Annotated in this window: 11 protein-coding genes and 1 tRNA gene; 6 read left to right on the plus strand and 6 right to left on the minus strand. The window is 65.4% G+C overall.

Annotation, left to right across the window (positions count from 1 at the left end):
• Positions 1-142 precede the first annotated feature (142 nt).
• From EBBID32_RS14685 to EBBID32_RS14700, 4 genes are all read left to right on the plus strand, one after another.
• Entirely contained in the window at positions 143-706 is a 564-nt protein-coding gene (locus tag EBBID32_RS14685) for a septal ring lytic transglycosylase RlpA family protein (RefSeq protein WP_006959672.1), read from the plus strand.
• Positions 707-811: 105 nt separating this feature from the next.
• Positions 812-888 (plus strand) — tRNA-His (locus EBBID32_RS14690).
• Between the two features lie 90 nt (positions 889-978).
• Complete coding sequence (gene hisI / locus EBBID32_RS14695) at positions 979-1,350, plus strand: phosphoribosyl-AMP cyclohydrolase (protein WP_006959674.1); 372 nt, start codon at positions 979-981, stop codon at positions 1,348-1,350.
• Positions 1,337-1,867, plus strand: a complete 531-nt coding sequence (locus EBBID32_RS14700) for a hypothetical protein (protein WP_037490932.1) — start codon at positions 1,337-1,339, stop codon at positions 1,865-1,867. The genes hisI and EBBID32_RS14700 overlap by 14 nt, the downstream gene beginning before the upstream one ends.
• Here the strand turns inward: EBBID32_RS14700 and EBBID32_RS14705 are convergent.
• The 6 genes from EBBID32_RS14705 to EBBID32_RS14730 form a co-directional block, all read right to left on the minus strand.
• Positions 1,861-2,481 carry a YitT family protein gene (locus tag EBBID32_RS14705; protein WP_006959679.1) on the minus strand — a complete coding sequence of 207 codons (621 nt, stop codon included), beginning with the start codon at positions 2,479-2,481 and terminating at the stop codon, positions 1,861-1,863. The genes EBBID32_RS14700 and EBBID32_RS14705 overlap by 7 nt on opposite strands.
• 141 nt (positions 2,482-2,622) lie before the next feature.
• Positions 2,623-3,762, minus strand: coding sequence for an aspartyl/asparaginyl beta-hydroxylase domain-containing protein (locus tag EBBID32_RS14710; RefSeq protein WP_006959680.1), 1,140 nt, complete (start codon positions 3,760-3,762; stop codon positions 2,623-2,625).
• A 40-nt stretch (positions 3,763-3,802) separates the two neighbouring features.
• On the minus strand, positions 3,803-4,999 hold the full coding sequence (locus EBBID32_RS14715) for an MFS transporter (protein ID WP_006959682.1): 1,197 nt from the start codon (positions 4,997-4,999) through the stop codon (positions 3,803-3,805).
• Positions 5,000-5,169: 170 nt separating this feature from the next.
• Positions 5,170-5,853, minus strand: coding sequence for a L,D-transpeptidase family protein (locus EBBID32_RS14720; protein ID WP_006959685.1), 684 nt, complete (start codon positions 5,851-5,853; stop codon positions 5,170-5,172).
• 53 nt (positions 5,854-5,906) lie between these two features.
• Positions 5,907-8,174, minus strand: a complete 2,268-nt coding sequence (locus tag EBBID32_RS14725) for an NADP-dependent malic enzyme (protein ID WP_006959687.1) — start codon at positions 8,172-8,174, stop codon at positions 5,907-5,909.
• A gap of 9 nt (positions 8,175-8,183) precedes the next feature.
• Positions 8,184-9,107, minus strand: coding sequence for a LysR family transcriptional regulator (locus EBBID32_RS14730; RefSeq protein ID WP_037490939.1), 924 nt, complete (start codon positions 9,105-9,107; stop codon positions 8,184-8,186).
• Between the two features lie 92 nt (positions 9,108-9,199).
• Between EBBID32_RS14730 and EBBID32_RS14735 the strand changes: the two genes are divergently transcribed.
• Together EBBID32_RS14735 and EBBID32_RS14740 are read left to right on the plus strand one after the other, a co-directional pair.
• A complete protein-coding gene (locus tag EBBID32_RS14735; protein ID WP_006959691.1) occupies positions 9,200-11,329 on the plus strand; it encodes a malate synthase G in 2,130 nt (709 codons plus the stop codon).
• A gap of 64 nt (positions 11,330-11,393) precedes the next feature.
• On the plus strand, positions 11,394-12,473 hold the full coding sequence (locus EBBID32_RS14740; RefSeq protein WP_006959693.1) for a L,D-transpeptidase family protein: 1,080 nt from the start codon (positions 11,394-11,396) through the stop codon (positions 12,471-12,473).
• Position 12,474: the final 1 nt, after the last annotated feature.

Below are 12,474 nucleotides of genomic sequence, written 5' to 3' on the forward strand. Positions count from 1 at the left end.
GCGGCCGGAAAGCATTTAGGAGAGTAGCGTTGCCACAGGGGGCACCCCCAAGCGCGCATGTATGTCTGGGCAAGGGGGTGAAGGCTGATGCAGCCTTCACCCCTTTTCTTTTGGTAGGATGATGTGGAGAGTTGGGGGTGGCATGACGGGTAGAACGGGTGCCGCCAGTGTGCTGGGGCTGGCACTGGCTCTGTCGGCCTGTGCCGGGGGCGATTATCGCCCGGTGCGCGATGTGCCGGTCAGGATCGGGCCACCCTATGTGGTGCGCGGGGTCACCTATGTGCCGGCTGCCGATCCGGGCTATGACATGCTGGGCTATGCCAGCTGGTATGGATCGGAATCGGGCAATCGCACCGCCAATGGTGAGCGGTTCCGACCCGGCTGGGTGACGGCGGCGCATACCAGCCTGCCGCTGCCCAGCTATGTCGAGGTGACGGCGCTGGACAGTGGGCGTACCATCGTCGTGCGGGTCAATGATCGCGGGCCGTTTGCGGGCAAGGGGCGGGTGATCGACCTGTCGCGCGGGGCGGCCGAGCAATTGGGGATGCGCGCGCAGGGGCAGGTTGCGGTGCGGGTGCGCGTCGTCAATCCGCCGGAGAAGGTGCGCGAGCGGCTGCGCAAGGGCAAGGCGGCGGGGGAGCGGCCGAGGGTGCCGGAGCGGACACTGGTAAAGCTGCGCGCGCAGATGAAGGCGGCGGGGCTGTAACCCCGGCGAAAGATGGCATGGGTGCAATTGCCTGCTTGACGCCCGGTTATCCGCCGCATATGTGCCCACTTCTCGCGGGGCCAAGTGCCCCAAGGTAATGCTGTGGCGATCGTAGCTCAGTTGGTTAGAGCGCCGGTTTGTGGTACCGGAGGTCGGGGGTTCAAGACCCCTCGATCGCCCCATTTTTACTTTTCCTGGCCTGTCCCCGGCATAATTGCCGGGCAGGCGGGAAGGGGCTTCGCAGCATCGCGATTGCGCTCTATAGCCCCGGCATGACCGATGCACGCGACACGGGGCTGACCCTTAATCCCAAATATGACGCCCATGGGCTGATCACCGCTGTGGTCACTGATGTGGCCAGCGGCGACGTGCTGATGGTGGCGCATATGAATGCGCAGGCGCTGGCGCTGACGGTCGAAACGGGCCTTGCCCATTTCTGGTCGCGTAGTCGCCAGTCGCTGTGGAAGAAGGGCGAGACGTCCGGCCATATGCTGGAGGTCCGCGACCTGCGCATTGATTGCGATCAGGATGCGGTCTGGGTGAAGGCGGTGCCGGCCGGGCCGACATGCCACACCGGCGCTCGATCCTGTTTTTTCCGCCGGGTCGGGGCGGACGGACTCATGGCGGTCGATGCGGCGGACTAGCGCTGTCCTGTTGTTACTGCTGGCGGGGTGCCAGCGTGAACCTGCCCCCGATACGGGATCGGTGACGGGCAGCGTTACGGCGTCCGGGCTGGAGCAGGCGGCGATTGCCAGCGGGGCGATTGCGGACGCGGCGACGATTTCCCCCATCGGCCAATTCCAGCGTGACCATGAAGCCGGGCGCGATGCGCTGTGCGTCATCCCCGGCAAAAGTGGCGCGCTGCGGTTCGGGCTGGAGGCCAATTTCGGCGAGGAGCAACGCTGCCGCGGACAGGGGCAGGCGCGCCGGGCGGGCGACAAGCTGATCCTGAGCTTTTCCGGCGGCGATCGCTGCATCGTCGTGGCGCAATATGATGGCGATCAGGTGGCGCTGCCCGGCGTGGTCGACATGGCCTGCGCTGACCTGTGCGAAGGGCGCGGCACGCTGGAGGGGGTCAGCTTCCCGCGTATCGCCAATGATGCGGCCAGCGCGTTGCGCGCGCGTGACCGCGACGGTGACGCGCTGTGCGAGGCTCAATAGCCGATATAGCGTCCCGGCCGGTGATTGACGATCAGCACCGCGTTGATCGCGGCGGCTGACAGGATCGACAGGGCGAAACGGTCTGCGTTGAGCAAGGGGAGCGAGACGAGGAGGATGAGCGCATCGCCCAGCATCTGCGTTCGCCCCGCATTCCAACCGCGCCGTTTCTGGAGCAGCAGGGCGATGACGCCCAGACCGCCAACCCCCGCGCCATGGCGGGCGATGGCAAGGATGCCAAAGCCGATGATCGACCCGCCGAACAGCGCGGCGAAGAGCGGGCTGACCTGTGCCAGATGCAGCGCCGATGGCATCATCAGCCCCATCGCCATGATCGCCAGATTGGCGAACAGCGTCTTGAGCCCGAAGGCGATCCCCATCGCCCGCCCGGCAAAGAGGAAGAAGGGGATGTTGATGAGCAGGAACAAGGTCGCGGGCGGATAAGGCACAAGATAGGAGAGCAGCAGCGCGATCCCCGCCATGCCGCCGGTCACCAGATTGGCGGCCTTGAGCAGCATCAGCCCCATGGCGATGAAGGCGCAGCCAATAGCGATGGCATAGCCGTCTTCGGCCAGATTGTGCGGGCGGGGCGCGGGGGGCGCAGAGGCAGGGGGCATGGCATGTCCGTCACGGGTTATGCCCCGGTCATCCTCTCCCTCTTGCGCCGGTGATAGCCGTGCCGGAGCGTACTGCAAAGCCCCGGCTTTGTCCCATGACTTCCTTTGGCCCGTTGGTGGATAAGCTAAACCTATCTGGCTCTAACCGCCCGTGTCGATCTGGGCCGGGCCGAACAGGTCGATCGCCTGGAACAGCCGGGTCAATGCTTCACGTTCTTCGGGGTGGATTTCCGGGCGCCAGATTTCAAACAGCAGGACGATGCGGGTCTCGATGCCCCGATTCCAGGCTTCATGTTCGACACTGTCGTCGAAAATCAGCATTTCACCCTGACGCCACGCGCGCGTTTCCGCGCCGACGCGCAAGGCGCAGCCATCGGGCGTCAGGATCGGCAGATGGCATATCAGGCGGGTGTTGAGCAGGCCGTGGTGCGGCTGGATATGGGTGCCGGGCTTGAGCAGTGACCAGAGCGCCATCGGGGAGCGGCCGGTGATGACCGGCATGGGGGCGAGGGCCAGTGCGGCCATGACGGCGGGGCAGCGGGCGGCATGATCTGCGACGGGGGCGCCGCCCTGCCAGAAATAATAGGCGCCCCAACTGGGATCGTCGCGCAGCGGGTTGTTGGGGGCGGGGCCGTTGGACGGGGTTTCGACATAGGGGGCAAAGTCGGGCGCCCCCGCGCGCACCGCATCCAGTTCCGCGACGATATCGCCCGTCATAGCCTCTATCGGTGCGATCCAGTCGAATTCGGCGCGCTCGTAAAAGGCGCGCTGGGGCAGGCCGGGGAAATAGAACATGCTGGGTTGCTGGAGGAAGAGCTGGCTCTTGCCCAGCAGCAGGTCGGTCGCCTGAGTGATACGGGGCAGGGCGGGCAGGTCGCTGATGGCGGCGCTCAGATGATCCTCGAACCGGGCGCTGGCGTTCGCCATGACGGCCTGCGCCTGGAGCAGCATGGGCTGGAGCTGGGGCGGTGCGCCGGTGGCGGCGGCCTGCGCCACGGCGGCGCGGCACCAGCGGGTTGCCTCCCGCTCATCGCCGCGTCGCAGGGCGTTCTGTCCCATCGCCAGCAAAGCGGGCAGATCGCGGGGATGTTCGCGCAATATGTGCTGGAGCGCGGCGGCTTCGCCATCCCAGTCGCTGGTGCGGTTGCATGCCTGCGCCAGCAGCATCGGCGGCGGGGCGACCATGTCCTGCAACGCTGCGCGGGCGACTGCCGCTTCCCCGCGCCGCAACGCTGCGATGGCCGCCTCTTGCAGCGCGCTTTCTCTTGCCTGATCGGTCATGCCCCTGCCTTAAACGGCGGCGGGGCAGGGCGAAAGCGGCTTATTCGCAGGGGATGGCGACAAGGCGGGTTGAGCGTCGTTCCAGCCCGACCGACAGCAGGAAGATGCCAAGACCACCCAGCGACAGCGCAGCGCCAATCCAGCCGGTCGAGGTGAGGCCATAGCCCGCCGCGATCGACAGGCCGCCGAGCCATGGGCCAAGCGCATTGGCGATGTTGAAGGCGCTGTGGTGGAGCGCCGCCGCCAGGGTCTGGGCATCACCCGACACGTCCATCAAGCGCGCCTGTAATGGCGTGCCAAGACCACCGCCCGCGCCGATCAGGAAGATGCTGAGGCAGAGCGTCCAGATATTGCCCGCCATGAAGGGGAAGAGCGCCAGCGCGACGGCGCTCCACAGGGTGACGCCGATGACGGTGCGGTTGAGCGAGCGGTCAGCCAGCCAGGCCGAGACGAGATTGCCGATCGTCAGGCCAATGCCGAAAATGGCCAGCACCACCGGCACCCAGGCGGGGGAAACATGGGTCACTTCCATCATGGTCGACGCGACGAAGGTATAGACCGCAAACAGGCCGCCAAAGCCGATCGCGCCGGTCAGCAGCGTCAGCCACACCTGTGGTTTGGCCAGAGCGCCCAGTTCGCGTGCGGGACTTGCCCTGGGATCGCCCGCGTCGCGTGGCGCGTAGAGGGCCACCAGCGTCATTGTCGTGATGGTGAGCGCGGTTACCACGAAGAAGCCGGAGCGCCAGCCCATCGCCTGTCCCATCCAGTTGGCGACCGGCACGCCGATGACGGTGGCGATGGTCAGGCCCGACATGACCCGTGCGATCGCCTGCGCGCGCCTTTCGATCGGCACCAGACTGGCGGCAACCAGCGCGGCGACCCCGAAATAGGCGCCGTGCGGCACACCGCTGAGGAAGCGGAAGGCAAGCATCCAGCCATAGCTGGGGGATAGGGCGGACAGGCCGTTACCCACCGCGAACATCGCCATCAGGCCGATGAGCAAGGTGCGGCGCGGCAGGCGCGCGCCAAAGGCGGCGATGACCGGTGCGCCTGCTACGACGCCCAGTGCATAGGCACTGATCGCGTGGCCAGCGGTTGGCGCGTCTATGCCCAGATCGCGGGCGAAGAAGGGCAGCAGGCTCATCGCCGCAAATTCTGTCGTCCCGATGGCAAAAGCACCGACCGACAGCGCGAAAAGGACGAGGGCGGGGTGCGCCTGATGGGGGCGTGTGCCCATGGCCTGGCTCCATGCTGCAATGCAATAAAGAGTGAGCGTGGCAAATGGTCCCCATGACAGTGCTGGTCAAGGGTTAGGGCAGGTGAGTTTATTGCAAGTGCGGCGTCTTGGCGCGCAATGGAGGCAATTTCGGCATCCTCCCCTGCAAGGGGAGGATTTTTAACGCAGGTTCACGCGCCGACTTGTGCCTTGCTGACGTCCAGCATCTTGCCGTTGGTGATGACGACCAGATCGCCCGGCTTTGTGACGCCGAACAGTTTTTGGGCAAATTCTTTCGGAACGCCGATGCAGCCATGGGTGCCGCGGCCCCATTGCACGTCGCTGCCGTGGATGAACACGCCATCGTTGGTCAGGCGCTGGGCAAAGGGCATGGGCGCATTGTCATAGGTGCGCGAATAATAATCGGCATGTTTCGCCATGATCGGGAAGGCACCCAGCGGGCTGGGTTTGTCGGTCGCGCCATAGAGGATAACGGCTGCGCCAATCTCGTAGCCTGCGCGGAACACGGACAGGGTTTGCGCGCGCAGATCGACGGTGATGATGACCGGGCCGGTCGCGGGCGCGCCATTTTCGTCCCAGGCATAGTCGCCATGACGGAACGGTCCGTCAATCTTCAGCACCCGCCTGACCCGCAGCGCGGCAGGATCGACCGCTATGCCCTGATCGCTGCTGCGTTCGACCGGTTTGGCGGGCGCAGGGACAGGCGCGGCGGTGGCTTGTGCCGCAGGGGCCGTGTCCTCGGCGGCGGGCCGGTCGATCCAGTTGGTCACCAGCAGGCCGACGCCCGCCAGCCCTGCGCCGATCGCCAGCTTGGGTCCGGCGCTTTTCGCCAGCGCCTTGAACAATCCCGCCATGTCCGTCCTCGCTTATGTCCAGTCGGCGCGACCGTAGCGCCAAAAGGTTAAGCTCAGCCTTCGCGCGCGACTTCCGCCGCCGCGATGGCGGTGAGGTTCAGGATGCCGCGCGACGTGACGCCGGGGGTCAGCACATGGATCGGCTGTTTCAGGCCCATCAGCATCGGCCCGACCGTGGGTGAGCTGGAGGAAGCGGAAAGCGCCGTCAGGGTGATATTGGCAGCGTCGAGATTGGGCATGACCAGCAGATTGGCCGGGCCTTCAAAGCGCGAATCGGGAATGAGGCGCTCCCTCAGGGACTGGCTGAGCGCGGCGTCGGCGTGCATTTCGCCATCGACCATCAGTTCGGGCGCAGCTTCGCGCACCAGTTTGAGCGCCGATCGCATCTTGCGCGCGCTGTTGCTGTGCGACGCGCCGAAGTTGGAGTGGGACAGCAGGGCAGCGCGCGGGGTCAGGCCGAAATTGAGCAATTCGGTTGCCGCCAGCAATGTCATTTCGGCAATCTGTTCGGGTGTCGGATCGGGCACCATATGGGTGTCGGTGATGAACAGTGCGCCTGCGTCCAGGATCAGGCCCGACAGCGCATAGACTCGGCTCTGCCCCGGCACCCGGTCGATGATGCGCATCACATGCTCGACCTGGCCCCAATATTCGCTGTTGCCCCCGACCAGCGCAGCATCGACCCGGCCGGTACGCAGCAGCAAGGCGGCAGTCACGGTGGGGCGGCGATAGACATGGCGCACGACTTCAGCGGCAGGCACGCCCCGGCGCGAGGCGACGGCGCGATAGGCTTCGACCAGTTCGCCCATGACCAGATGATCGGTTTCCGGGTCGATCACCTCGACATCGCGGTCCAGTTGGAAACGCAGGCCCAGGTCCGGTAGCTTCTGGTTGAGGATGCGGCGGCGCGCGACGATGACAGGGCGGACGATGCCTTCGTCCAGTGCATCCTGAATGGCGCGCAGTACGCGCTCATCCTCGCCTTCCCCATATGCGATACGACGGCCGCCGCCACGGGCTGCCTCGAACACCGGCATCATCAGCTGGCCCGACCGGGCGCTCTGGCGCGAAAGGCTGCGCTTATAGTCGTCCAGGTCGATCGGACGGCGGGCAACGCCGCTGTCCATCGCCGCCTTCGCCACGGCAGGGGCGATCTCCCCGATCAGGCGCGGGTCGAACGGGGTGGGGATGATATAGTCCGGGCCGAACACCAGCTTCTGGCCGCCATAAGCCTGCGCCACGCTGTCATGCGCGGGCAGGCGGGCGAGGCCGGCAATGGCTTCGGCGGCGGCGGCCTTCATCGCTTCGTTGATCTGGGTCGCGCCCACGTCCAGAGCGCCCCGGAAGATATAGGGGAAGCACAGGACGTTATTGACCTGATTGGGATAGTCAGAGCGGCCGGTGGCGATGATCGCGTCTGGGCGAACCTCCCGCGCAGCTTCGGGGCGGATTTCGGGTTCCGGGTTGGCGAGCGCGAAGATCAGCGGATTGGGGGCCATCAGCGGCAGCCATTCGGGCTTCAGCACGCCGGGGGCGGAGAGGCCCAGGAACAGGTTGGCGCCGGGCAGCACGTCGGGCAGGGTGCGGGCGTTGGTGACGCGGGCGTAGCGCGCCATGTTGGGCAACATGCCTTCGCGGCCCGAATGGATGACGCCATCCTTGTCGGTCATCGTCACATTGTCGACCGGCAGGCCCATCGACACGAGCAGATCGACGCAGGCGAGGGCTGCCGCGCCCGCGCCCGATGTCACCAGCTTGGCATCGGCCAGCGTTTTGCCCTGCAACACCAGCGCGTTGCGAACGGCGGCGGCGACGACGATGGCGGTGCCATGCTGATCGTCATGAAAGACCGGGATGTTCATCCGTTCCTTCAGCCGCGCCTCGATCGCGAAACATTCGGGCGCCTTGATATCCTCAAGGTTGATGCCGCCGAAGGTCGGCTCCATCAGCGCGACGGCTTCGACGAACTTGTCCGCGTCGGTCGTGTCGATCTCGATATCGAACACGTCGATGTCAGCGAATTTCTTGAAGAGGACGGCCTTGCCCTCCATCACCGGTTTGGACGCCAGTGCGCCGATCGCGCCCAGGCCCAGCACGGCGGTGCCGTTGGTGATGACCGCGACCAGATTGCCACGCGCGGTATAATCGAGCGCCTTGTCGGGATCGGCAGCGATCTCCATGCAGGGCGCGGCGACACCGGGCGAATAGGCCAGCGCCAGATCGCGCTGGTTGACCATTCGCTTGGTCGGTTCGATGCGGAGCTTTCCCGGCCGGGGGAAGCGGTGATAGTCGAGCGCGGCGCGGCGGGTATTATCGTCCATGGGGTGCCCTTAGAGAGGCTGCGCGCCGGGGGCAATGGCCGAGCGCTCCCAGGGCGGGGTCGGCACATAGAGTTGGACAAGAAAATCGACAAAGGCGGTGATGGCGAGCGGCGGATTATGCTGCGGCAATTGCACCGCGAACAGGCCGACGTCGGCTGACCCCTCAAAATCCGGCAAAATCTGCCGAACTTCGCCGCGCGCCAGAGCGTCGCTAATGTCCCAGAGCGAGCGCAGCGCGATGCCGCCGCCTGCCAGCGCGATTTCGCGGACGACTTCGCTGCTGTTGGTGCGGACATGGCTGCGGCCTTCGACCATGATCTGCCCCTTTGGCCCGACCAGCCGCCAGGGCATCTGGCCGTCGGCGGCGAGCAGGCGGTGGGCTTTGAGGTTAGCGATGCGGCGGGGCGTGCCGAACCGATCGAGATAGGCGGGCGCGGCGCACAGGATACGACGGTTGGTGGCGAGGCGGCGGGCGGTGAGCGTCGGGCCGGGATCGGCAGTGATGCGGATGGCGAGGTCCGCGCGCGCCTCGATCAGGTCGGCGAAATCGTCGGACAGGTTGAGCGTCAGGTCGACGCGGGGGTGATCGTCGAGGAAGCGCGGGAGCCAGGGCGCGAGGTGGAGGCGGCCAAAGGAGGTGGGCGCGGTGACGCGCAGCGGCCCGGCGGCGATGGCGGACACGCCCGACACGCGCCGTTCGGCTTCGTCAAGCGCGGCCAATATGGTGCGCAGGTCGGCATGGAGCCGTTCGCCAGCCGGGGTCAGCGCGAGGCGACGGGTGGTGCGATGAATCAACCGCGCGCCCAGCCGCTCTTCCAGCCGGGCAAGACGCTTGGACATCATGGCCGGCGAAATATGCAGGCGGCGGCCCGCGGCGGCGAGGCCGCCATCGTCCACTATGGCCGTGAACAGCTCATGGTCGGGGTCCATCATATTCATTCACCATGAGAAAGACTGTGTTCGTATAATAGTGAATATACGACATAATGGGAAAAGTCTATGATTGTCGGCAATCAAGGAGTGGAATGATGACCGAACGCATGATCGAAGCCATGATCGACAAGGCCGGCCTTCAGGTCGCAGCATCGCTCGCCGATTTTATCGACAGTCAGGCGCTGCCCGGCACCGGGATTGCACCCGACGCTTTCTGGGCCGGGACGGCGGATATTTTCGCGCGTTTCACGCCCCATAATATCGCGTTGCTGCGCAAGCGCGACACGATGCAGGCGCAGATCGACAGCTGGCACGAACAGCGCGCCGGGCAGCCGCATGATGGCGCCGCCTATGAGGCGTTTTTGCGCGATATTGGCTATCTGGTCGCCGAACCTGCCCCCTTCACGATCGGCAGCGAGAATGTCGATGACGAGGTCGCGCGGCTGGCGGGGCCGCAGCTGGTCGTCCCTATTTTGAATGCCCGCTTCCTGCTGAACGCGGCCAATGCGCGCTGGGGGAGCCTCTATGATGCGCTCTATGGCACCGATGCCATTCCCGGCACTGCTGCGGGTAAGGGCTATGACGCCGCGCGCGGGGCGCAGGTCATCGGCTGGGCCAAGGCGTTTCTGGACGATGCCATTCCGCTGGCCAAGGGCAGTTGGACTGACTTGGCGGGTGACGAGATCATACTGGCCGATCCCGCGCAATATTTGGGGCGGAGCGCCAGGGGGCGTCTGTTCCGCCATAATGGCCTGCATATCGAGGTTGTTTTCGATAGTGCGCATCCGATCGGCGCGACCGATCCGGCGGGCATAGCCGACGTCATCCTGGAATCGGCACTGACCGCGATATGCGATCTGGAGGATTCGGTTGCGGCGGTCGATGCGGAGGACAAGGTTGCGGCCTATGCCAACTGGCTGGGGCTGATGAAGGGCGACCTGACCGAGACGTTCGAGAAGGGCGGGGCCATGATGACCCGCGCGCTCAATCCTGATCGTGCCTATACCGCGCCGGACGGTGACGGCTTCACCCTGCCGGGGCGCAGCCTGTTGTTCGTCCGCAATGTCGGCCATCTGATGACGACGCCCGCGATATTGCTGGCGGACGGCAGCGAAGCGCCCGAAGGCATATTGGACGGCATCGTCACCAGCCTGATCGCGATGCATGATTTGCAGCGTGAAGGCGGCAATAGCCGCGCGGGCAGCGTCTATATCGTCAAGCCCAAGATGCACGGGCCGGAGGAGGCGGCGTTCACCAACAGCCTGTTCGACGCCATCGAGGACGTGCTGGGGATGACGCGCCACACATTGAAAGTCGGCGTGATGGACGAGGAACGGCGGACGTCGGCCAATCTGGCCGCCTGTATCCATGCCGTTCGCGACCGGATCGTTTTCATCAACACCGGCTTCCTCGACCGTACCGGGGACGAGATGCACACGTCGATGCAGGCCGGGCCGATGATCCGCAAGGGCGAGATGAAGAGCAGCGACTGGATTGCGGCCTATGAGGATCGCAATGTCCAGATCGGCCTTGCCTGCGGATTGTCGGGCCGGGCGCAGATCGGCAAGGGGATGTGGGCCGCGCCCGATCGCATGGCCGACATGCTGGAGCAGAAGGCCGGGCATCCCAGGACGGGGGCGAACACGGCATGGGTGCCTTCGCCCACCGCCGCGACGCTGCACGCGACCCATTATCACCGGATCGACGTTTTCGCGCGGCAGGAAGAGCGCAAGGCCGAGGGGATTGCCTCGCTCGACCGGCTGCTGGCCATCCCGGTCGCGACCGGGCGCAACTGGTCCGAGGAGGAGATTGCCGAGGAACTGGACAATAATGCACAGGGCATATTGGGTTATGTCGTTCGCTGGATCGACCAGGGGGTTGGCTGTTCCAAGGTTCTCGACATTCACGACATCGGCCTGATGGAGGATCGTGCGACGTTGCGGATTTCATCGCAGCATATGGCCAACTGGCTGCTGCATGGCGTTTGCACAGCGGCCCAGGTCGATGCGGCGCTGACGCGGATGGCGGCCAAGGTCGATGCGCAAAATGCGGGCGATCCGCTCTATCAGCCGATGAGCGGGCGGGAGGCCGACAGCCTGGCATTCCAGGCGGCGCGGGCGCTGGTGTTTGAAGGGGTTGCGCAGCCCAATGGCTATACCGAGCCGCTGCTCCACGCCTGGCGTGCGCGGGCCAAGGCGCATGCGGCGCTTGAACTGGCATAAACAGGACGAAGCAGCTTTTTGATGGGTCGGGGCGTTACGCTTTCTATCTGATGGAGAGCGTGCCTTGAAACAATCCGTGCTGCTGATCGCCCTGTTCTGTTCTGCCTGCAACGTGTCGGTGACCGATGCGAATGAAAGCCAGCCTGCCACGCCGGAACAGAAATCCGGTGCGCAAAGTGCCGCCGATCCCTATGCCTTTGTCGTGCAGCCAGAACCGGCTGGAGCGCCAGCGCGGGTGGATTCTATCCTGCAAGCGCAGGTTGCGCTTGATCGGGCGGGTTTTTCGCCCGGCGTGCTGGATGGCAGGGAAGGCATGTCCTTTACCAAGGCGCTCACCGGCTTCCAGCAGGCGCGCGGGCTGACGCCCAATGGACAATATGATGAGGCGACGGCCAAGGCATTATTGGGCGATGCGCCGCCGCCCGCGACCTGGATTGTGCAAGTGCCGGAGGGCTTTGCGCGCGGGCCGTTTGCGGTCTTGCCCAAAGGGCTGAACGAACAGGCGAAGCTGCCCGCTCTGTCCTATCGCAACCTGCTGGAGAAGCTGGCGGAGCGGTTTCATACGACGCCTGAAGTGCTGGTCGCGCTGAACCCGCCGGGCACCAAAGTGGGAGCGGGAACGAGCATCCGCGTGCCCGCCATCGCCAACCAGCCGGTCGCCACGATCGAGGGCGATGAGCGCGGCTGGGGCGAGACGCTGGCCGGTCTGGCGGTGGCGAAGGACCAGCCCAGGGCCGATCATATCGTCGTCGACAAGTCCGAAGGGCTACTCAAAGTCTATGACGCCAACGACGAGATGATCGCGCAATTTCCCGCGACGACCGGGTCGCAGCATGATCCGCTGCCGATCGGCAACTGGACCGTGAAGGGCGTCAGCCGCAATCCCGACTTCCACTATAATCCCGACCTGTTCTGGGACGCGGCGGCCAAGGATGAGAAGGCGGTGCTCAAGCCGGGTCCCAACGGCCCGGTGGGTGTGGTGTGGATCGACCTGTCGAAGGATCATTATGGCATCCACGGCACGCCGGAGCCGCAAAATATCGGCCGGACGCAGAGCCATGGCTGCATCCGCCTGACCAATTGGGACGCGGCGCGGCTGGCGCAGATGGTGCAGGGCAGCATGAAAGCGCTGTTCCAACCGTGAG

It is taken from the genome of Sphingobium indicum BiD32, from assembly GCF_000382885.1.
GTDB classification, from domain to species: domain Bacteria; phylum Pseudomonadota; class Alphaproteobacteria; order Sphingomonadales; family Sphingomonadaceae; genus Sphingobium; species Sphingobium japonicum_C.